This window comes from Streptomyces sp. NPDC059861 (assembly GCF_042731435.1).
Taxonomy (GTDB): Bacteria; Actinomycetota; Actinomycetes; order Streptomycetales; family Streptomycetaceae; genus Streptomyces.
The window spans coordinates 34,111-55,744 of the sequence record NZ_JBHWJQ010000048.1; the positions used below are offsets into that span (position 1 = coordinate 34,111).

Consider the following 21,634-nt stretch of genomic DNA (forward strand, 5'->3'; position numbering starts at 1 on the left):
CCATGAAGTCAGGGACCAGCGGACGAGGCGAGAGCCTTGCGCTCGTCGGAGCATGGTGCGGTCGACGAGCGCGTGCTGTGGGTGCCGTCGTCGGCGCCGTGGCTGCTGTGAGTGTGGGACTCGCCCCCAGTACCTCTGCTGCTGATGCCCAGTCGCTGCAGTGGTACCTGGGGCCGATGCAGACCGAGCAGATGTGGAAGGTCAGCACGGGCGAAGGCGTCAAGGTCGCTGTCATCGACACAGGCGTAAATCCGAACACGCCATCGCTCAAGGGCCAGCTCCTGACTGATGAAGTCCCGGAGACTGTTGACTACAACGTCACGAAGGACTACGACGGCCATGGAACGACCATGGCGGAGCTGATCGCCGGAACGGGAGCGAGCGGGGGCATCCAGGGATTGGCACCCGGCGCGAAGATCGTTCCCTACCGTATTGCTCTTGAAGGTCTGGAGACCGGGCCGGAGTATGAGAAGACGCCTGCGGCCTGGGAGGCGCTCAGGGCGGCGGCCGACAGTGACGCGAAGATCATCAGCATGTCATTCGATGGCATGACTTCCGAAGAGGACAGGGCCGCCATCAAATACGCTGCCTCGAAGGGCAAGCTACTCGTCGCATCTGTAGGGAACAGAGGCTTTCCCGATGCGCCGGCCCGCTACTCCTACGTTCTCGGTGTGGCAGCGGTCGACTCTTCCTACACGGTGTCGAAGTTTTCGGAGAAGTCGTCGCACGGCTTTGCCGATCTTGCGGCACCCGGTGAGGCTGTTCCCGGCTGGTGTGACGAAACCTTCCGCTCTTACTGCGAGCAAGGTGGAACGAGCCACGCCACCGCCCTCGTCTCCGCCTCCGCCGCCCTCATCTGGTCCGCCCACCCCGACTGGACCGTCAACCAGGTCACTCGCGCCCTGATCGACACCGCGAGCCGCTCCTGGCCGAAGGACGAGCCGAGCAAGTACGCGGGGTACGGATCGGTCCGTCCCCGACTTGTCCTGGGGGACTCCAACTACGACGCCGGTGCGCCGGACGTCGATCCGCTGGCGAAGGTGAACGGCGGCGATCTGCTGGCCAAGGCAGGTCGAAGGGGCGCGAGCGACACCGACAACGCGTCCGACGCCTCGTCCGCGCCCTCCACTTCCGCATCAGCCCCGTCACAGGCCCGGGAAGAGTCTTCAACCGACGGCACCTCGGCCGCAGGATCAACCGCGGAAGCGGCCGCCGACGACAACAACACCCTGTGGATCGTCCTGGGCGCCACAGCCGCAGTGTTCGTGATCGGCGGTGCCGGTGCGGCCGTTCTGCGGGCGCGGCGTGCAAGGTGAGCGGACCAGCCGCCCGAGCCGAGTGAGCACCTGGCCATAGCGCCCTCGGTTCGGCCTCAACAACGCGTTCGCTTCGCCGAGGCGATGACGCGAGACCAATCGACCGGTAATCAGACAGTGGAAGGGAAGGCTGGTCAAGGCTATGGACCAGAAGCTTGAAGATGCAGCAGTAGTCAAGCTGCAGAAGCAGATGTACGAGAAGTACGAGAACATCCGGAAGCGGGTCCACAAGCTCCAGGGCGTCATCGACAGTCTCGAAGGCGGTCAGTGGCAGGGCATCGGTCGTGCCGAGTTCGACCGCAAGCAGTTCGAGATCAACGAGTCCCTGGTGAAGATCGGCAACATCTTGGGTGAGGTCATGGAAGCCATGACCACGGCGCGCAATATCAAGGACTCCCAGGAGGACGAGGTGCGCGCGGCGGTCAACCGGATCAACGTCCAGGACGGTGCCCCCACGGTGTCGCCGTCCGCCTTCAACTCGATGTGAGCGGTCTGGACCGAGTACTTCGGTACCGAGCATCGAGCACGACAGTTCACCGCGCATGACCCCGCACACGATCGAGAAGAGGTAGGCAGGCATGAGCCGTAACAACGACGGACTTTCCGTCTCCTATGACGCGCTGGACTTCGCGGCCACCAACATCGGCAACGAAGCGAAGCTGCTGGAACAGGACCTGCAGGAACTCCGGAAGATGGTGGAGAGCAGCCGGCAGTACTGGGCGGGCAAGGCTCAGAGCGAGTACGGCAACAAGCTGGCCCGCTGGGACACGGAGGCCGGTGACATCCACCAGGCGCTGATGAGCATCGGCCAGGTCGTCGGCCGCGCCGGTGGCACGTACATGGAGGGCGACAAGAAGGCCGCCAGCTACTTCCTGTAGGAGGCGGCCGGATCGGCGGAGCAGTTGCGGGGGGTGGGCATACGCGGGAGGTGCCCACCCCCCAAACTTGTCGGGAGCAGGTACGGTGAGCGGGATTCAGCTCGGCAGTTCCACGTCTGTGCATCCGTGCTTCCTTGCCGACCGCTCCGCGAACGTTTTCAGGGCGGAGAGAAGAAGACTCTTGGTCGGAGCGGCGTACACCGTTGTGCTGATCCGGAAGATGGCCCGCACCCCGTCGGCGCACGATGCCGTTGCCCGTTCCCGTGCCCGGTCGCCGGACGTACCTGTGAACGCGTTGAGTGAGTTCCCTTCGTCGGTTGCCGAGCGCAGGGCCTGCGCATAGGGGCCGTACGAGGCGGACAGGTAGTACAGCGCCTCGTCGGCTGCTTTGGACTCGCCCAGTACGCATGACTCCTTCAGCGCGGAGCTCGAGTCGACGGACTCGTGCATCCAGTCCACCCATTAGCGGTACCAGACGTAGACCGCCGCCAGGCAGGTCACCAAAGAACGAGTATGTAGGCGGCAACCCGCATCATGGTCCTCATCGGCCGCGGCCCTCCGGCACCAACCCCACCTGAACCAACGGCTTCCCCCGCTTCCGCGACACGAACACGCCCCGCCCCGCAGGCATCGGCCGCGCTCGTACGCCGCCCAGCAGGTCGCCCTCGTTGGGGTCACCGGCGAGGACGACGCCCTGGGCGCCGAGTTCCTTCATGTGCTGCATGAACGGCTCGTAGCCCGAGCGGCCCGCGCCCGCGGTGGAGCGGGCGATGATGAAGCGGACTCCGACGTCCCGGGCGAACGGGAGCAGTTCCGTGAGGTCGGACAGCGGGTTGCCGCTCGACGTGGACACCAGGTCGTAGTCGTCGATGACGATGTACACCGTCGGTCCCTGCCACCAAGTGCCGTTGCGTAGTTGTTCGGGGGTGACGTCGGCGGTCGGGGTGCGGCGCTGCATCAGGTTGGCCAGCGCGTCCATGTGGTGCTGCATCTGGTTGGACATGGGGATGTACTCCGCCAGATGCGAGTCGGGGGTCACGCCCAGCAGGGAGCGGCGGTTGTCGACCACGAAGAGTTTCGCCTCGTTGCCGTCGTAGCGCTCGGTGAGGCGCTGGATGAGCAGCTTGAGCAAGTTGGACTTGCCGGACTCGCTCTCGCCGAAGACCAGGAGGAACGGGTCCTGGTCGAAGTCGACGAACACCGGCTCCAGATTGTCCTCGTCGAGCGCGAAGGCGATGCCCCGGTTCGGGAAGCGGTCGCCGGGCGGCAGCTGGTGTGCTGAGAACTCCCTGGGGAGCAGGCGGACTTCAGGCGCCCCGGGCTGCTGCCAGTGGCGGGCGACCTCTGCCGCGAGGGCCTGGGTCGCCTCGGCCAGGTCCGTGTCCGAGGACAGGCCGTCGATGCGCGGCACCGCCGCCATGAAGTGCTGCTTCTGCGGGGTCTGACCTCGGCCCGGAACGCCTATCGGCACGCTGGCCGCGACCTTGCGGTCGAACTCGGAGTCCATGGTATCGCCGAGCCGCAGCTCCAGGCGGTTCATCAGGTGGTCCTTGAGATTGGAGCGGACCTCCATCGAACGCGAGGCGGTGAGGATCAGGTGCATGCCGTAGCCGAGGCCACGCGCCGCGATGTCCAGTACCGCCGGCTCCAGACCGTCGTAGTCGGTGCGGAAATTGCCCCAGCCGTCGATGACGAGGAAGACGTCGCCCCAAGGCTGGTCGGTCATGGAGATGTTGCCGCGGGCACGGCGGGCGCGGAACTCCGCGATGGAGGAGACGCCGGCAGTGCGGAAGTACTCCTCGCGGCGGGTCATGATGCCGTAGACCTCGGCGACCGTACGCCGGACCTTCTCCGGGTCGAGCCGCGAGGCGATCCCGCCCACATGCGGCAGGCCCGCCACGGATGCCAGACCGCCACCACCGAAGTCGAGCCCGTAGAACTGCACTTCCTGGGGGGTGTGGGTGAGCGCGAACGAGGCGACGATCGAGCGCAGCAGAGTCGACTTGCCGGACTGCGGACCACCGAGGATCTGCATGTGGCCGGCCGCGCCGCTGAAGTCGGTCCACAGGGGGTCGCGGCGCTGCTCGTACGGCTTGTCGACGATCCCGACGGGGATGACGAGCCGGCTGGCACCCTCGTAGCCGGGCTGGGTGAGCCCCCGGCCGGGTACGGCGGCCAAGCCGGGCAGCAGGGAATCCAGCGACGGCGGGCTGTCCAGGGGCGGAAGCCACACCTGGTGGGCCGCCGGTCCCTGCGCTTCCAGCCGACGAACAACGACGTCGAGCACAGTGTCCGCCAGCGCGTCGTCGGTCTGGCCCGGCTCTTCCTCCTGCCGCTGCTGGGGCACCGTGACGTAATGGACGGGAACCTCTGACGCCGTGAACAGCGCGGGCCTGCGGTCCACGGGGAGCGGGCCGCCGTACGACGCCGCCTGCCGGACACCGGAGCGGTACACGCCGGAGACGTATGCGGCCTTGAAGCGGACCATTTCGTCCGTGCCGTGCTTCAGGAAGCCGGAACCGGGCACGTTCGGCAGCTCGTAGGCGTCCGGGACGCCGATCGCGGCGCGCGACTCGGCCGCCGAGAAGGTGCGCAGACCGACTCGGTACGAAAGGTAGGTCTCCAGGCCGCGCAGGCGACCCTCCTCCAGACGCTGCGAGGCGAGCAGCAGATGCACACCCAGCGACCGGCCGATGCGGCCGATCTGCACGAACATCTCGATGAAGTCCGGCTTTGCGGTGAGCAGTTCGCTGAACTCGTCGATGACGAGGACGAGCGAGGGAATCGGCTGGAGTGCGGCACCGGCCGTGCGGGCCTTCTCGTACGCGTGGATGTTGGCGTAGTTGCCCGCGTCGCGCAGCATCTCCTGGCGGCGGTTCAGTTCACCGCGGATCGAGTCGCCCATGCGGTCGACGAGCGTCAGGTCGTCGGCGAGGTTGGTGATGACCGCGGCCACGTGCGGCAGCTGGGCCATGCCGGCGAAGGTGGCGCCGCCCTTGAAGTCGGCGAGGACGAAGTTCAGCGTCTCGGAGGAGTGGGTGACCGCGAGGCCGAGTACCAGGGTACGCAGCAGCTCCGACTTACCGGAACCGGTCGCGCCCACGCACAGGCCGTGCGGGCCCATGCCCTCCTGTGCGGCCTCCTTCAGGTCCAGCATGACGGGCCGGCCGTCCTCACCGACACCGATCGGCACGCGCAAGCGCTCGGACTGCGCGCGCGGCCGCCACGTGCGCCGCGGGTCGACGGTGGCCGCGTCGCCCAGGTTCAGCAGGTCCGTGAAATCCAGGTTGGCGAGCAGCGGTTGGTCGTCGTCCCCACCCGAGGCCATCCGCAGCGGTGCCAGCTGCCGGGCCAGGGCCTCCGCCGCCTCGTAGGACAGGACGTCGGGCGTGCCCTCATAGACCATGCCGTTAGCCGACTCCAGGCGCAGCTCGCGCGGGTGCACGACGACGGAGAGGTCGCCACGCCCAGCGGTGAGTTCGCCCGGCACCACCTCCAGGACCGTCACGCCCTGGAGTCCTTCCGGGCTGGCGAGCAGCGAGGTGGGCGGCAGGCTGACGCCGTCGAGGATGACCACCAGGTGTGGCTGCTCGGGCACTGGCGGCGCGCTCGGGTGGAAGCGCGGGCGCCCCTGGAGCCGGGAGCCCAGGAGGTCCTCCAGCTCGACCGGGTTGGTGGTGATCAGGCGCCGGCTGCCCGCGCCGTCCGCCTCGTCCCTGACCTGTACGTGCGGCAGCCACTTTGCCCACTCCCACTCGGGCGCCGACTCCCGGCCGGTGGCGATGGCGATGACAAGGTCCTCGGGGGAGTGCAGTGATGCCATGGCGGCGGCCACCGCGCGGGCCGTACCGTGCACGGTGACCGGCTCACCACTGACCGAAACGTGATAGAAGGCCCGCAGCGAGACCGCCATCGGCAGATCCTCGAGCATGCTGTGTGTGGCCACGAAGCGTTCCAGAGCGCCCGCCGTAAGCGGCTCCAACTGGTCCACCGGCGCCGCTTGCGGTGGGACCAGCGGAGTTGCCAGGCCCTGCGGGCCCAGGCCTACGCGCGCCTGCCCGAAGTCCTCGTCGCCGGCCCGGCGCTCCCACACCCGGCTGCCCTCGGCGACCAGCGCCCACAGTTGCTCAGGTGAAGGGTGCAGGTAGTACTGGGCGTCGCGTTGCGCCTTGGCAGTGGTTTGCGCCTCCCGCCGGGTCTGCGACAGATATCGCAGGTAGTCGCGGCGGATGTCGGCGATCTGCCCCTGGCTGCCCCGCCGGTAGCGAATCAGCATCGCGATTCCCATGGCAATGGTGGAGGCAACCATCACCATGCCCATGATCTTCATGAAGGGCTGGGCCTGGGGATTGAAGAAGAACACCACGGACCCGCCCATGCCGAGCATGGGCAGCAGCTGCATCAGGGCGCCTTCCTGCTGTCCGCGGGGCAGCTCCGGCGGCGGCTGCAAGACGACCTCGTTCGTGGGCACTTCCCGCGGCAGTGCCCTCGCTGGGCGCTTGACGACGATGTGGCTCACTTCGCACCAATTCCCTTGCCCAACCGACCGTTCCGTCCGCCGCCCCGTGTCCGGCGAACGTCGGTCGCGAAGCGCGATCCTACTGAGAACCGCTGACTACGGTGGGCGGTAGGGTGCCCGTGAGACGTGTGAGCAGTTGCGAATCTGGCCCAGAAAGCCAGACGGTCCGCACTGTTCGTTGTGAGCGGTCCCCGCGCATCTCCCGGCCGCAGCGGCGCATGCGGCCGACGGCGCGGGCGGCACGGCACAAGTTAGACAGGATCGTTTCAGGCGATCGAGCGCTCGACGCGTGGTCGCCGTACCATCGACGAGGGGGAACAACAGGTGAGCATGACGGCCTCCGCGCCGACTGGCGGAACGGGCACCGGAACTCCCACCGGACCGGGCACCGGGCTCGGATTCTGCCGGGTCACCATCGTGGCGCCCGACAGCCGCATCGACGTGGCGCTGCCCGACGATGTGTCAGTCGCCGACCTCTACCCGGAGATCCTGCGGCTCTCCCGCCAAAGCCCCGCCGAGGGCGCACCGGTCGGCTATCACCTCGTACGTCGGGACGGCACGGTCCTCGACGGGTCCCGGTCGTTCGCCGCACAGCGCATCCTGGACGGCGAGTTGCTGACGCTGCGTCCGTTCGCCGAGTCGCTGCCACCAGCGGTCCACGACGACGTCTCCGAGGCGGTCGCCTCCGCCGTCACCCAGGACCGCACCCTGTGGAACGGCACCTTGACCCGTGCCGCCGGTCTGATCACCGGAGGCATACTTCCCGCACTGCTCGCGTTCGTGGTCTGGAGCTCGCAGATCCGACACGACATGCACAGTCTCCAGGGCATCCTCGCAGCCGTCACCGGTGTCCTCCTGGTCGCCATCGCGTGCGTCCGTGCGCGGGTCTACCACGACCGCGGCTCGGCCGTCGCGCTCGGCCTGGGGGCCATGCCGAACATCGCCGTGGCCGGCTCCGGACTGCTCCCACTCTCGGGAGGGCAGGGCATCGGGCGGCTGCAGTTTCTGCTCGCGTGCACCGCGGTCCTCGTCGCCTCCGTGGTTCTCACGCTGGTGTCGCCCAGCGGAGACGGCCCCTTCGTGGCGTTCGTGTTCGCCTCCACGATCGGGCTGCTGAGCACCTTCGTCGCGGTGCTCACACACCTGAAGCCGATCGAGACGGCAGCCGTCTGCGCCCCGCTCGCGGTTTGCGCTCTCGCCTTCTTGCCAGGGCTGTCCATGCGATTCGCCCGGCTGCCCATCGGCTTCGAACCGCACAACCCCGGCCTCGGTTACACCCCTGAGGAATCCGCCCCCCAGCAGGATCCCGTCGACATCCGGCGCATCGCTGCCCAGGTACGCCGTGGCCACGAACTCCTCGCCGGCCTCGTCGGTGGCTGTGCGCTCGTCACGGTCGGCGCGTCGATCGTCCTCGGTTTCTCCAGCAACGTATGGGCACAGCTCCTCACCCTTGCCACGGGCATCGCCATGCTGATGCGCGCCCACCTGTTCCGCTACACCGCACAGGTTGGCGCCACACTCGCCGCCGGGCTCACCGCCCTCGTCTTCCTCAGCCTCGGGCTCGCCCTGAACCCGCCCACTGAGCTTCTGCGCGACGCCTTCCAGGGCGACGCCGCCGGTCTCGACATTCGCAGCGTCTGGCTCGCGGCGGCGATCGCCGGAGCCACCGCCCTCGTCACCGCGATCGGCCTGATCACTCCGCGGCGCGGCGTCACCCCCTTCTGGGGCCGCTTCATGGAGATCGCCGAGGGCTTCGCCCTGCTGACCCTGGTGCCGTTGGCGCTCGCCGTGTTCGACGTGTACGCGGCCGCCCGCGCGATGACGAGCTGATTGCCGTGCAGCAAGCAGGTGATGAGCTGGCCGCACGGCACGGAAAGGAACTTCGAGCGTGAGCTTCGGCCCGCCCCCCTCCATATACACGCAGTCCGCGATGTCCGCGGAGGCCGCCCGCGCGAGGCGTCGCCGCAAGATGTTGGTGTGGCCGCTCGCCGTCGTGCTCGTCGCGGCGCTCGGCGCCGGCGGCTGGCTCCTCTGGGGCGGCGACGACGCCAGGACCAGGACGGAGACCACCGCGGGGCGGAGCCGCCTCGACGTCCGCGAGACTGTCGAGAAGCAACCCGCGAGCAGCGTAGGGAAGATGGCGTTCCGGTTCTCCGCGGACGACCTGAGTCCCGGCGAGCACTACGAGATGCCCGGCATGTGGGCCACGGACAAGATCCTCGCCAAGGGCGTCAACAAGACCCTCGTGGGCTTGGCCCTGGGCACCGACGCCGCACCCGGTGACGAGAAGTGGAAGCTTCCCCTCGACGGCCCGATCTGCGGCTACACCCGCCATGTCACCAACGAGAATCGCACGGCCGTCCTGTACCGCGCGGACGACGACGAAGAAGAGGAGGCCTACTGCAACCAGGTCGCCTTCTTCGATCTCGACGACGGCCGCAAGATCTGGTCCCGCGAGTTCCCCGCCACGCAGAGCAGCGCCCCATCCCGCGCCCCGACGAACAGTGCCCTGCAGGACACCCCCAGCGTGACCCTGACCCACGACACGGTCGCCGTCAGCTGGGGCGGGGGCACCGCGGCGTACGGCATGGATCTCGGGAAGGTTCGCTGGCGTACGAAAGCCGTCGGTGCCTGCCAGGACAGTGGTGCTGCCGGAGGACGTGCGCTGCTCGTGCGCGAGCTCTGCTGGAACAGCGACAAGAGTCTGCCCGTCGACTCTCCGGAACACATCTCGTACAAGGTGCGCAAGGTCGATCCGGCCACGGGCCGCACGCTGTGGTCGTACTCGGCCGCGAAGGGCGTCCGCGACCTCAGCATCCCGTCCGCCGATCCGGCCGTCCTCGCCGTCGCAGCGGGCGACAGCGGTGTCACCGATCTACTTTCCCTCGGCGACGACGGCAAGAACCGCGCAACGATCCGTCTCCAGAACGGTACCTACGTGGGGGAGTGCTCGTCCGAGGACTATCTCGTCATCGACTATTGCCCGACGGTCGCCGTCGGCAGCAAGCAGGTGTTTCTCCGCAGCAAGGACGACATCGGTGCGCACACGTCCAACTGGGTCATCGGCTTCGACCTGGCGACCGGCAACACCACGACGAAGTTCGACTCCGGACCCAACGCCCTGCTGGTCCCGGTGCGGACGAGCGGCGACCGACTCCTCGCCCTGCGCGAGAGCCAGGACAACGTCACACCCAACGCACTGGTCAGCCTCGACCCGGCGACGGGCAAGGAGACGCCTTACTTCTACTTCGGCCTGCCGGCCGAGGCCTCGACCTTCACCTCGATCGACTTCAACGATGTCCTCGTGCAGCACGGCCGCCTCTTCATCGGCCCCAAATCGGTCTCTGGACCCGCGGCGGACCAGCCGCAGTGGATCTACCTGGTCCTCGGCATCGAAAGCACTGCCCGCAAGACCCCCTGACCGCCGCCCGCGGCGGCCGGCACGCCACCGGCCGCCGCACCGGGACGGGTCTGCCGCACCGGCCCGGGTCTGCCGCACCGAACTTCCCGCACCGGAACGGGTCTGCCGCACCGGAACGGGTCTGCCGCACCGGAACGGGCCTGCCGCACCGAACTTCCCGCACCGGAACGGGCCCTCCCGCACTGACACGGGACTCCCGCACTGACGCGGGACTCCCGCACTGACACGGGACTCCCGCACCGAAACCGAACTACTGCTCCGCAGCCCCCGCGCTCCCCGGCGCGGGCTCCAGATCGAACTCGCCGTCCCGTGCCCCCAGCACGAAGGCCCGCCACTCCGCCTCCGTGTACCGCAGCACGGCCTCCGGGTCGAGCGAGGAGCGCATGGCCACGGCCCCGGCGGGCAGGTAGGCGATCTCCACCCGCTCCTCCTGCTCCTCGGTACCCGGCGCGCTGTGCCACTCGACGTCCGAGATGTCGAGGGCGTACAGCTCGTCCCGCTCCCGTTCCTTGCGCGCCTTGATCTCCGCTTCCGTCTCCGCCATTGAGCAGCGACCCCTTCCCGACGTGCACGTGCTGACGACGATCCGACCGTTCACCCTAGTGGCCGCCCTGCCGTCGTCGGGGCGCTTCGGCTGCCGTGGGCGGAGCGGTCCTCACCAGCTGGTACCCTGGCTGACGGCCGTTTGTGTACGCACCCCCGGAGCCTTGGGCCCTGGAGGCCGCGCCCAGCGGATCCCCGCCTTCCGAGTCATGGAAGCTCCCCCGAGATGCAGACCGGGGGCACTCGGTGGCCCTTCACAGACTATGAGGAGTACGCGTGTCGCTCGACGCCGCTACGAAGAAGCAGATCATCTCCGAGTTCGGTACCAAGGAGGGTGACACCGGCTCCCCCGAGGTCCAGGTCGCTCTGCTGTCGCGTCGGATCTCCGACCTGACGGAGCACCTGAAGACCCACAAGCACGACCACCACTCCCGCCGTGGTCTGCTGATCCTGGTCGGTCAGCGCCGCCGGCTGCTGCAGTACCTCGCCAAGGAGGACATCCAGCGCTTCCGTGCGCTGGTCGACCGCCTCGGCATCCGCCGCGGTGCGGCGGGCGCCAAGTAAGACGCCGTGAAGGGAGCGGTTCCCACTACGAGGGGGCCGCTCCCTTTGCTGTACGTGCGGAGTGTCACCACCCCTTTGTAGTGTGGTAGCACAACGCCGTGCGCACGACGTGACGCAGTACGCACCACGCAACGCCGTACGCGCGACGTGACGCAGCACGTACGACACATCGCAGTACGCACGACACCGCGTGAACCGCCCTCCCATCGGGGTAGGCGGGATCACAAGACGAACGAGGAGGAGCGCACCGCGCCGCCGCCGGTCCTCGGTAGTGGCCCCCGGGGGAAGTGACCCGGGTGCTTCGATCGAAGACCGGCCCGCACCAGACGGAGCGCTTCTCCGCCACCGTCCCCCCGCCAACACGGGCGAGGAGGGACGAAGACGAGGAGAAAACGCTAGTGGAGAACGAGACCCACTACGCCGAGGCCGTTATCGACAACGGCGCATTCGGCACCCGCACCATCCGCTTCGAGACGGGCCGCCTGGCCAAGCAGGCCGCCGGTTCCGCCGTGGCGTATCTGGACGACGACACCATGGTGCTGTCGGCCACCACCGCCTCCAAGCAGCCCAAGGACCAACTCGACTTCTTCCCGCTGACGGTGGACGTCGAGGAGCGGATGTACGCCGCCGGCAAGATCCCCGGCAGCTTCTTCCGTCGTGAGGGCCGGCCCTCCGAGGACGCGATCCTCACCTGCCGCCTCATCGACCGCCCGCTGCGCCCGTCCTTCAAGAAGGGCCTGCGCAACGAGATCCAGGTCGTCGCCACGATCATGGCGCTCAACCCCGACCACCTGTACGACGTCGTGGCGATCAACGCCGCCTCCGCGTCCACGCAGCTGGCCGGCCTGCCCTTCTCCGGCCCGATCGGCGGCGTCCGCGTCGCGCTGATCCGCGGCCAGTGGGTGGCCTTCCCGACGCACACCGAGCTCGAGGACGCCGTCTTCGACATGGTCGTCGCGGGCCGCGTCCTGGAGGACGGCGACGTCGCGATCATGATGGTCGAGGCCGAGGCCACCGAGAAGACCATCAAGCTGGTCGAGGGCGGCTCCGAGGCGCCGACCGAGGAGGTCGTCGCCGCCGGTCTGGACGCCGCGAAGCCCTTCATCAAGGTCCTGTGCAAGGCCCAGTCGGACCTCGCCGCCAAGGCCGCCAAGCCGACCGGCGAGTTCCCGATCTTCCTCGACTACCAGGACGACGTCCTGGAGGCGCTCACCGCCGCGGTCAAGCCCGAGCTCGCCCAGGCGCTCACCATCGCCGGCAAGCAGGAGCGCGAGTCCGAGCTGGACCGCGTGAAGACCCTCGCCGCCGAGAAGCTCCTGCCGGAGTTCGAGGGCCGCGAGAAGGAGATCTCCGCCGCGTACCGCTCGCTCACCAAGCAGCTGGTCCGCGAGCGCGTGATCAAGGAGAAGAAGCGCATCGACGGCCGTGGCGTGACGGACATCCGTACGCTCGCCGCCGAGGTCGAGGCCATCCCGCGCGTGCACGGTTCCGCGGTGTTCGAGCGTGGCGAGACCCAGATCCTGGGCGTCACCACCCTCAACATGCTCCGCATGGAGCAGCAGCTGGACACCCTCTCCCCGGTGACCCGCAAGCGCTACATGCACAACTACAACTTCCCGCCGTACTCCACCGGCGAGACCGGTCGCGTCGGCTCCCCCAAGCGCCGCGAGATCGGCCACGGCGCCCTCGCCGAGCGCGCCCTCGTGCCGGTCCTGCCGACCCGCGAGGAGTTCCCCTACGCGATCCGCCAGGTCTCCGAGGCGCTGAGCTCCAACGGCTCGACGTCCATGGGCTCGGTCTGCGCCTCCACCATGTCGCTGCTGAACGCCGGTGTGCCGCTGAAGGCCCCCGTCGCCGGTATCGCCATGGGCCTGATCTCCCAGGAGATCGAGGGAGAGACGCACTACGTCACCCTCACCGACATCCTCGGTGCGGAGGACGCCTTCGGTGACATGGACTTCAAGGTCGCCGGCACCAAGGAGTTCGTGACCGCCCTCCAGCTCGACACCAAGCTGGACGGCATCCCGGCCTCCGTGCTCGCCGCCGCCCTGAAGCAGGCCCGGGACGCGCGTCTCCACATCCTCGACGTGATGATGGAGGCCATCGACCGGCCCGACGAGATGTCCCCGAACGCGCCGCGGATCATCACCGTGAAGATCCCGGTCGACAAGATCGGTGAGGTCATCGGCCCCAAGGGCAAGATGATCAACCAGATCCAGGAGGACACGGGCGCCGAGATCACCATCGAGGACGACGGCACGATCTACATCGGTGCCGCCGACGGCCCGGCCGCCGAGGCCGCCCGCGCCACGATCAACGGCATCGCCAACCCGACGATGCCCGAGGTCGGCGAGCGCTACCTGGGCACGGTCGTGAAGACGACCACCTTCGGCGCGTTCGTCTCCCTGCTGCCCGGCAAGGACGGTCTGCTGCACATCTCGCAGATCCGCAAGCTGGCCGGCGGCAAGCGCGTGGAGAACGTCGAGGACGTGCTCGGTGTGGGCCACAAGGTCCAGGTCGAGATCGCCGAGATCGACTCCCGCGGCAAGCTCTCCCTGATCCCCGTGATCGAGGGCGAGGAAGCCTCCGAGGACAAGAAGGACGACGCCGACCAGTGACGTCCCGTGGCTCCAAGGTGACGGCCCGCTCCTCTTCGGAGGCGCGGGCCGTCGCCCGTACCCAAACCCTCATCAAGGGCGAGGCCGGCATCGGCACGGTCCGCAAGACCACCCTCCCCGGTGGCCTGCGCATCGTCACCGAGACCCTGCCCTCCGTGCGCTCCGCCACCTTCGGCATCTGGGCGCACGTCGGCTCCCGTGACGAGACGCCGTCCCTCAACGGCGCCACGCACTACCTGGAGCACCTGCTCTTCAAGGGCACGCAGCGCAGAAGCGCCCTGGACATCTCCTCCGCCCTCGACGCGGTCGGTGGCGAGATGAACGCGTTCACGGCGAAGGAGTACACGTGCTACTACGCACGCGTGCTCGACGCCGACCTGCCGCTCGCCATCGACGTGGTCTGCGACATGCTGACCGGCTCGCTCATCCTCGAAGAGGACGTGAACGTCGAGCGCGGCGCGATCCTCGAAGAGATCGCGATGACCGAGGACGACCCGGGCGACTGCGTGCACGACCTGTTCGCGCACACGATGTTCGGGGACAACGCGCTCGGCCGCCCGGTCCTCGGCACGGTCGACACCGTCAACGCCCTGACCGCCGACCGCATCCGCCGCTTCTACAAGAAGCACTACGACCCGACCCACCTCGTGGTCGCCTGCGCCGGCAACGTCGATCACAACAAGGTCGTACGGCTGGTGCGCGCGGCCTTCGAGAAGGCCGGCGCCCTCAAGGACGCCGCCGCGCAGCCCATCGCCCCGCGCGACGGCCGCCGCGCCATCCGCGCCACCGGCCGTGTCGAGCTGATCGGCCGCAAGACCGAGCAGGCCCATGTCGTGCTCGGCATGCCGGGTCTGGCCCGCACGGACGACCGCCGCTGGTCCCTCGGCGTGCTGAACACCGCCCTCGGCGGCGGCATGTCGTCACGCCTCTTCCAGGAGGTTCGGGAGAAGCGCGGCCTTGCCTACAGCGTCTACTCGTACACCTCGGGCTTCGCCGACTGCGGTCTGTTCGGCGTGTACGCCGGCTGCCGTCCGTCCCAGGTGCACGACGTGCTGAAGATCTGCCGCGACGAACTCGACCACGTCGCCGAGCACGGCCTGTCCGACGAGGAGATCGCCCGCGCCGTCGGCCAGCTCCGCGGCTCCACGGTCCTCGGCCTGGAGGACACCGGCGCGTTGATGAACCGAATCGGCAAGAGCGAGCTGTGCTGGGGCGAGCAGATGTCCGTCGACGACATGCTGGCCCGGATAGCGGCGGTGACCCCCGACGAGGTCCGCGCGGTCGCGCGCGACGTCCTCGGACAGCGGCCCTCGCTGTCGGTCATCGGCCCGCTGAAGGACAAGCAGGCGTCGCGTCTGCACGATGCCGTCGCCTGACACCCGAACCCGTCATCGGTAAGGAAGCAAGAACATGAGCAAGCTGCGCGTGGCGGTACTCGGCGCCAAGGGCCGTATCGGCTCCGAGGCGGTTCGGGCGGTCGAGGCCGCCGAGGACATGGAGCTGGTCGCGGCCCTCTCCCGGGGCGACAAGCTGGAGACCCTGGCCGAGACCGGCGCCCAGGTCGCCGTCGAACTCACCACCCCCGCCTCGGTGATGGGCAACCTCGACTTCTGCGTACGGCACGGCATCCACGCCGTCGTCGGTACGACGGGCTGGACCGACGAGCGTCTCGCGCAGCTGCGCGGCTGGCTGGACCAGTCCCCGGAGACGGGCGTGCTGATCGCGCCCAACTTCTCCATCGGGGCCGTCCTCACCATGAAGTTCGCGCAGATCGCCGCGCCCTACTTCGAGTCCGTCGAGGTCGTCGAGCTGCACCACCCGGGCAAGGTCGACGCCCCCAGCGGCACCGCGACCCGTACCGCCCAGCTCATCGCCGAGGCGCGCGCCAAGGCGGGCTCGGCGCCCGCGCCGGACGCCACGGTCACGGCCCTGGAGGGGGCCCGCGGCGCCGACGTGGACGGCGTGCCCGTGCACGCGGTGCGCCTGCGCGGTCTGCTCGCGCACCAGGAGGTCCTGCTCGGCGGCGAGGGCGAGACCCTCACCGTCCGGCACGACTCGCTGCACCACAGCAGCTTCATGCCGGGCATCCTGCTGGGCGCCCGCCGTGTGGTGAGCACGCCGGGGCTCACGTTCGGCCTGGAAAACTTCCTGGACCTGGGCTGAGCCGGACCCCCATGCGCGCGAAACTCTCCTACTTCGTCACGGCCGCCGTCCTGGTCTTCTACTTCGTCCTGGTCGGCAGCCGCGGCGTGCTGCTCGTCAAGACCGGCACGGTCCTCGCCGTCACCTTCGGCGTGGCGGTGCTGGTCCTGCCGGTGATCGGTCTGTGGTTCCTGTGGAAGAACACCCAGTTCGTCCGCAGGGCCAACCGGCTCGCCGCCGAACTCGACGCCGAGGGCGGCCTGCCCGTCGACGAGCTCAAGCGGCTGCCCAGCGGTCGCGTCGACCGTGACTCGGCCGACGAGGTCTTCGCCCGGCGCAAAGCCGAGACGGAGGCGGCGCCGGAGGACTGGCGCACCTGGTTCCGTCTGGCCGTCGCCTATCAGGACGCCCGCGACACCCCGCGCGCCCGCAAGGCCATGCAGCGGGCGATCGCTCTCCACGAGGGCAGGCCCGCCGAGGCCTGACGCCTCACCGGTCCCGGGTGAGGGGGCTCAGCCCTGCCGGTACTCCGCCGCCCACGCCTCCACCGCGTCCGCCGCCCGGTCGAACGCCCCGGACCGGGCCAGGAAGTCGGCGTTGTGCGTGGTCAGCAGATACGGCATGTCGTCCGCGGAGCGGTCCTTGCGTACGAGGATCAGCGCCTGCCCCTGCACCGTGCGCGGCAGCCCCAGCCAGCGCACCGGCTGCTGCAGCGTCCGCACGGCGGCCACCCGGTCCCACGGCACCGTCCGGGTGTGCAGGAAGCGCACCTGACGCAGCCCGTGCGCGCTCACCCACACGCCCATGCGCAGCAGCCGCAGGGCGATGGCGATGACCGCCAGCGCGATACCGAAGACCACGGCGGAGGCGGACGGCGTACCGGTCAGGGCGATGATCACCGCCGCGAACAGCACGTACGAGGCGAGCAGCAGCCACACCGCGGCCGCGCCCACCCGCCAGGGGCCGGGGCGGTAGGGCCGCCGCCAGCGGTCGCGGTCGTCGAACGGCAGCGCGACATCGTCGGCTGTGTCGTAGGCGCTGTCGGCCGTCAGGAAGGACAGGGGCACGGCTGGGTCCTCGCTCATCCATGCATGGGCTGTGCCCGGTGAGGCTATCGACCCGTGTTCCCACCCACCACCCTCGGGGGTCCGTCCGAGTACGGGGCCCGCTCAGCGGCGGTCGGACGCCTGGGACTGCTGCGTCGGCGTCGACAGGTGATCCTGCTCCAGCGCCGGCGTCCCGATCACCAAGGAGCCCGCGAGCCCGGCCACGATGGTGAGTCCCATCAGCCAGTGCCCGGCTATCTGCCCGGCGGACGCACGCCGGCGGGGCGGGGGAGTGACATTGCTGCGGAACCGCTCTGCTTCGGCGATGAAGGCGAAGGGTACGGGCTCACGCCGACGGAACATCGGGGGCCTGCTCCTCTCTGAGGACGCTGGGGTGCGAATGAACGACTGTCACCAGTACAGACGCGCGAGTACCCGCCGAAGTGCCGTCTTACCGGGAAAAACCTCGCTCAACGCACTGAGTAAAGTGGGCGCCACTCAAGCCGTGATGGGAAGGATCCTCTTGACCTCCGCCGATGCCCCCCACCCCGACATCGCTCTGCGCGGTGATGTCACGGTCGAACTGGTGAAGTCCAGCGCCTCCGACTCGGACGTCCTGTTCGCCGCTCGCGTCTCGACTCTCGGCGAGCAGTCCCTCGCCGAGCTGCAGAAGGACCCGGAGCGTTCGAAGGGCCTGATCAACTACTTGATGAGGGACAGGCACGGCAGCCCGTTCGAGCACAACTCGATGACCTTCCTGATCAGTGCGCCGATCTTCGTCTTCCGGGAGTTCATGCGGCACCGCGTCGGTTGGTCGTACAACGAGGAGTCCGGCCGGTACCGGGAGCTTCAGCCCGTCTTCTACGTGCCCGACACCTCCCGCAAGCTGGTCCAGGAGGGGCGCCCGGGCAAGTACACCTTCGTGGAAGGAACGCCGGCGCAGTACGAGACGGTCCACCGTGTGCTCGACGAGTCGTACCAGCAGGCCTACGCCGCCTACCAGAAGCTCCTCGCGGAGGGCGTCGCCCGTGAGGTCGCCCGCGCGGTGCTCCCGGTCGGCCTGTTCTCCTCGATGTACGCCACCTGCAACGCCCGCTCGCTGATGCACTTCCTCGGTCTGCGCACCCAGCACGAGCTCGCCCAGGTCCCGTCCTTCCCGCAGCGCGAGATCGAGATGGTCGGCGAGAAGATGGAGGCGGAGTGGGCCGAGCTCATGCCGCTCACGTACGCCGCCTTCAACGCCAACGGCCGGGTGGCGCCGTAACGCATGCCTGTTTCCCCGGCAGGCACAGATGTACGGGCCAGCCGGGCGAAGTGTCCGTATTGCGGCATTTAGAGAAGTTCATCTAGCCTGATCAAACGGACCCGGCACTGCTTGAACCCCCGAGCAGGCAGTGCCGGGCTCCTTATTTGTCCGGACTTGTCGCGCACCCCGAGGGCAGACCGCGCCTTGAGCAACGAGTAGCGTGTAACCCATGGCTCCGACCTCCACTCCGCAGACCCCCTTCGGGCGGGTCCTTACCGCCATGGTCACGCCCTTCACGGCGGACGGCGCACTTGACCTCGACGGCGCGCAGCGGCTCGCCACGCACCTGGTGGACGCAGGCAACGACGGCCTGATCATCAACGGCACCACCGGCGAGTCCCCCACCACCAGCGACGTGGAGAAAACGGACCTCGTACGAGCCGTCCTGGAGGCCGTGGGCGACCGCGCCCATGTCGTCGCCGGCGTCGGCACGAACGACACCCACCACAGCATCGAGCTGGCCCGCGCGGCGGAGCGCACCGGCGCACACGGCCTGCTGGTCGTGACCCCGTACTACAACAAGCCCCCGCAAGAGGGCCTGTACCGCCACTTCACGGCCGTCGCCGACGCCGCCGAGCTGCCGGTCATGCTCTACGACATCCCCGGCCGCAGCGGCGTCCCCATCAACACGGAGACGCTGGTCCGGCTCGCCGAGCACCCGCGGATCGTCGCCAACAAGGACGCCAAGGGCGACCTCGGCCGCGCGAGCTGGGCCATCGCACGCTCCGGCCTCGCCTGGTACTCCGGCGACGACATGCTCAACCTGCCGCTGCTCTCCGTGGGCGCCGTCGGCTTCGTCTCCGTCGTCGGGCACGTGGTCACCCCCGAGCTGCGCCAGCTGGTCGAGGCGTACACCAGCGGCGACGTCCAGAAGGCGACCGAGATCCACCAGAAGCTGCTCCCGGTCTACACGGGCATGTTCCGCACCCAGGGCGTCATGACCACCAAGGCCGCACTCACCCTTCAGGGACTGCCCGGCGGCCCGCTGCGGCCGCCCATGGTCGAGCTCACGCCTCAGGAGATCGAGCAACTCAAGATCGATCTTGCTGCCGGCGGGGTACAGCTCTGACAACAGACTTCGCCCCGAACGGGCGCGTATGGACTTCACAACTGAATAAGCGGGCACCGGTGCCCGCGTCCCACAACGACAACTGCTTCTGCACGAACGTCACGCGCGCCACGTGCCCCACCGGTACGTGGCGCGCGTGGTGAGGAGAGTCTTTTGAGTCATCCGCATCCTGAACTCGGCTCGCCGCCGCCGCTCCCCGAGGGCGGCCTGCGGGTCACCCCACTCGGCGGCCTCGGTGAAATCGGCCGCAACATGACGGTCTTCGAGTACGGCGGCCGCCTGCTGATCGTCGACTGCGGGGTGCTCTTCCCGGAGGAGGAGCAGCCCGGAATCGACCTGATCCTGCCGGACTTCTCGTCCGTCCGGGACCGCCTCGACGACATCGAGGGCATCGTCCTCACGCACGGCCACGAGGACCACATCGGCGGCGTCCCCTTCTTGCTGCGCGAGAAGCCGGACATCCCGCTGATCGGCTCCAAGCTGACCCTCGCCCTGATCGAGGCGAAGCTCCAGGAACACCGCATCCGCCCGTACACGCTCGAGGTCGCCGAGGGCCACCGCGAGCGCGTCGGCCCCTTCGACTGCGAGTTCGTCGCGGTCAACCACTCCATCCCGGACGCGCTCGCGGTCGCCATCCGTACACCCGCCGGCATGGTCGTCCACACCGGCGACTTCAAGATGGACCAGCTCCCGCTGGACGGCCGCCTCACGGACCTGCACGCGTTCGCACGCCTGAGCGAGGAAGGCATCGACCTTCTTCTCTCGGACTCGACGAACGCCGAGGTCCCGGGCTTCGTGCCGCCCGAGCGCGACATCTCCAACGTCCTGCGCCAGGTCTTCGGGTCCGCCCGCAAGCGGATCATCGTGGCGAGCTTCGCCAGCCATGTCCACCGCATCCAGCAGATCCTGGACGCCGCCCACGAGTACGGCCGCCGGGTCGCCTTCGTCGGTCGCTCCATGGTCCGCAACATGGGCATCGCCAGGGACCTGGGCTATCTGAAGGTTCCGCCGGGTCTCGTCGTCGACGTCAAGACGCTCGACGACCTCCCGGACAGCCAGGTGGTCCTCGTCTGCACGGGATCGCAGGGTGAACCGATGGCCGCGCTCTCGCGCATGGCCAACCGGGACCACCAGATCCGGATCGTCGACGGCGACACGGTCATCCTGGCGTCCTCCCTGATCCCCGGCAACGAGAACGCGGTCTACCGCGTCATCAACGGCCTCACCCGCTGGGGCGCCAACGTCGTCCACAAGGGCAACGCCAAGGTGCACGTCTCCGGCCACGCCTCGGCGGGCGAGCTCCTGTACTTCTACAACATCTGCCGGCCGCGCAACCTGATGCCCGTCCACGGCGAATGGCGCCACCTGCGCGCCAACGCCGAGCTGGGCGCCCTCACCGGCGTCCCGCACGACCGCATCGTGATCGCCGAGGACGGCGTCGCCGTCGACCTGGTCGAGGGCAAGGCGAAGATCTCCGGCAAGGTCCAGGCCGGCTATGTCTACGTCGACGGCCTCTCGGTCGGTGACGTGGGCGAGCCGGCGCTGAAGGACCGCAAGATCCTCGGCGAGGAGGGCATCATCTCGGTCTTCGTCGTCGTGGACTCGTCCACCGGCAAGATCACAGGTGGCCCGCACGTCCAGGCCCGAGGCTCCGGCATCGAGGACTCGGCCTTCGTCGACGTCCTCCCGAAGATCACCGAAGTCCTGGAGCGCTCGGCGCAGGACGGCGTCGTGGAACCCCACCAGCTGCAGCAACTGATCCGCCGCACGCTGGGCAAGTGGGTCTCCGACACGTACCGCCGCAGGCCGATGATCCTGCCGGTCGTCGTGGAGGTCTGACCGGCGTACGACCCGTTCGTACGCGCGGACTTGGAGCGGGGCGCTTCGATTTGCATCGGGGCGCCCCGCTCCAGTACGTTTACGGCTCGCTCCCCCGGGAACCCGGCCACTACGTGCGCCGGAGACAGTCTCCGGAGCGGGGCGGAAATTCCGACTCAGAATCTCTGATAAAGTCGGAAGCGCCGGAAAGGGAAACGCGGAAGCGGGAACCTGGAAAGCACCGATGAAATCGGGTCGAGAAAAGATCTGATAGAGTCGGAAACGCAAGACCGAAGGGAAAGCGCCCGGAGGAAAGCCGCGAGAGAGATTCTCGGGTGAGTACAAAGGAAGCGTCCGTTCCTTGAGAACTCAACAGCGTGCCAAAAGTCAACGC

The 21,634-nt window shown here is 68.6% G+C and carries 18 protein-coding genes; 13 read left to right on the forward strand and 5 right to left on the reverse strand.

Annotation, left to right across the window (positions count from 1 at the left end):
- Window positions 1-77: 77 nt before the first annotated feature.
- The 3 genes from ACFV6X_RS31450 to ACFV6X_RS31460 all read left to right on the forward strand — a co-directional run bounded on the left by ACFV6X_RS31450 (window position 78) and on the right by ACFV6X_RS31460 (window position 2,194).
- Window positions 78-1,316 carry a S8 family serine peptidase gene (locus tag ACFV6X_RS31450; RefSeq protein WP_385389383.1) on the forward strand — a complete coding sequence of 413 codons (1,239 nt, stop codon included), beginning with the start codon at window positions 78-80 and terminating at the stop codon, window positions 1,314-1,316.
- A gap of 142 nt (window positions 1,317-1,458) precedes the next feature.
- Window positions 1,459-1,803: a WXG100 family type VII secretion target gene (locus ACFV6X_RS31455; protein ID WP_385389385.1), complete on the forward strand. Its 345-nt coding sequence runs from the start codon at window positions 1,459-1,461 to the stop codon at window positions 1,801-1,803.
- A gap of 91 nt (window positions 1,804-1,894) precedes the next feature.
- Entirely contained in the window at window positions 1,895-2,194 is a 300-nt protein-coding gene (locus ACFV6X_RS31460) for a WXG100 family type VII secretion target (RefSeq protein WP_385389388.1), read from the forward strand.
- Window positions 2,195-2,290: 96 nt separating this feature from the next.
- Here the strand turns inward: ACFV6X_RS31460 and ACFV6X_RS31465 are convergent, their stop codons facing one another.
- Window positions 2,291-2,653 carry a hypothetical protein gene (locus ACFV6X_RS31465; protein ID WP_385389391.1) on the reverse strand — a complete coding sequence of 121 codons (363 nt, stop codon included), beginning with the start codon at window positions 2,651-2,653 and terminating at the stop codon, window positions 2,291-2,293.
- Window positions 2,654-2,735: 82 nt separating this feature from the next.
- A complete protein-coding gene (gene eccCa, locus ACFV6X_RS31470) occupies window positions 2,736-6,713 on the reverse strand; it encodes a type VII secretion protein EccCa (protein ID WP_385389393.1) in 3,978 nt (1,325 codons plus the stop codon).
- 330 nt (window positions 6,714-7,043) lie between these two features.
- Between eccCa and eccD the strand changes: the two genes are divergently transcribed.
- Together eccD and ACFV6X_RS31480 are read left to right on the forward strand one after the other, a co-directional pair.
- Window positions 7,044-8,543, forward strand: coding sequence for a type VII secretion integral membrane protein EccD (gene eccD, locus ACFV6X_RS31475; protein WP_385389421.1), 1,500 nt, complete (start codon window positions 7,044-7,046; stop codon window positions 8,541-8,543).
- 58 nt (window positions 8,544-8,601) lie between these two features.
- Entirely contained in the window at window positions 8,602-10,134 is a 1,533-nt protein-coding gene (locus tag ACFV6X_RS31480; protein ID WP_385389395.1) for a PQQ-binding-like beta-propeller repeat protein, read from the forward strand.
- A 250-nt stretch (window positions 10,135-10,384) separates the two neighbouring features.
- On the opposite strand, the gene ACFV6X_RS31485 is transcribed toward ACFV6X_RS31480, so the two are convergent.
- A complete protein-coding gene (locus ACFV6X_RS31485) occupies window positions 10,385-10,678 on the reverse strand; it encodes a DUF397 domain-containing protein (RefSeq protein ID WP_385389397.1) in 294 nt (97 codons plus the stop codon).
- Between the two features lie 275 nt (window positions 10,679-10,953).
- Here ACFV6X_RS31485 and rpsO point away from each other — a divergent pair, with 275 nt between their 5' ends.
- The 5 genes from rpsO to ACFV6X_RS31510 all read left to right on the forward strand — a co-directional run bounded on the left by rpsO (window position 10,954) and on the right by ACFV6X_RS31510 (window position 16,486).
- A complete protein-coding gene (rpsO, locus tag ACFV6X_RS31490; RefSeq protein WP_385389400.1) occupies window positions 10,954-11,241 on the forward strand; it encodes a 30S ribosomal protein S15 in 288 nt (95 codons plus the stop codon).
- 398 nt (window positions 11,242-11,639) lie between these two features.
- Window positions 11,640-13,859 carry a polyribonucleotide nucleotidyltransferase gene (locus tag ACFV6X_RS31495; RefSeq protein ID WP_385389402.1) on the forward strand — a complete coding sequence of 740 codons (2,220 nt, stop codon included), beginning with the start codon at window positions 11,640-11,642 and terminating at the stop codon, window positions 13,857-13,859.
- The gene (locus ACFV6X_RS31500; RefSeq protein WP_385389404.1) at window positions 13,856-15,235 is read left to right on the forward strand and encodes a M16 family metallopeptidase; all 1,380 of its coding nucleotides are present in this window, start codon (window positions 13,856-13,858) and stop codon (window positions 15,233-15,235) included. The genes ACFV6X_RS31495 and ACFV6X_RS31500 overlap by 4 nt, the downstream gene beginning before the upstream one ends.
- Window positions 15,236-15,269: 34 nt before the next feature.
- A complete protein-coding gene (dapB, locus tag ACFV6X_RS31505) occupies window positions 15,270-16,022 on the forward strand; it encodes a 4-hydroxy-tetrahydrodipicolinate reductase (protein WP_385389406.1) in 753 nt (250 codons plus the stop codon).
- An 11-nt stretch (window positions 16,023-16,033) separates the two neighbouring features.
- Window positions 16,034-16,486, forward strand: a complete 453-nt coding sequence (locus tag ACFV6X_RS31510; RefSeq protein ID WP_385389408.1) for a hypothetical protein — start codon at window positions 16,034-16,036, stop codon at window positions 16,484-16,486.
- Between the two features lie 27 nt (window positions 16,487-16,513).
- On the opposite strand, the gene ACFV6X_RS31515 is transcribed toward ACFV6X_RS31510, so the two are convergent.
- Both ACFV6X_RS31515 and ACFV6X_RS31520 read right to left on the reverse strand, forming a co-directional pair.
- On the reverse strand, window positions 16,514-17,068 hold the full coding sequence (locus ACFV6X_RS31515; RefSeq protein ID WP_385389423.1) for a hypothetical protein: 555 nt from the start codon (window positions 17,066-17,068) through the stop codon (window positions 16,514-16,516).
- Between the two features lie 102 nt (window positions 17,069-17,170).
- Window positions 17,171-17,410, reverse strand: coding sequence for a hypothetical protein (locus ACFV6X_RS31520; protein ID WP_385389411.1), 240 nt, complete (start codon window positions 17,408-17,410; stop codon window positions 17,171-17,173).
- Window positions 17,411-17,555: 145 nt separating this feature from the next.
- On the opposite strand from ACFV6X_RS31520, the gene thyX reads away from it, so the two are divergent.
- From thyX to ACFV6X_RS31535, 3 genes are all read left to right on the forward strand, one after another.
- Window positions 17,556-18,311, forward strand: a complete 756-nt coding sequence (gene thyX, locus ACFV6X_RS31525; RefSeq protein ID WP_385389413.1) for an FAD-dependent thymidylate synthase — start codon at window positions 17,556-17,558, stop codon at window positions 18,309-18,311.
- Window positions 18,312-18,522: 211 nt separating this feature from the next.
- Window positions 18,523-19,422, forward strand: coding sequence for a 4-hydroxy-tetrahydrodipicolinate synthase (gene dapA, locus ACFV6X_RS31530; RefSeq protein WP_365458645.1), 900 nt, complete (start codon window positions 18,523-18,525; stop codon window positions 19,420-19,422).
- Window positions 19,423-19,575: 153 nt separating this feature from the next.
- Entirely contained in the window at window positions 19,576-21,261 is a 1,686-nt protein-coding gene (locus ACFV6X_RS31535) for a ribonuclease J (protein WP_385389415.1), read from the forward strand.
- Window positions 21,262-21,634: the final 373 nt, after the last annotated feature.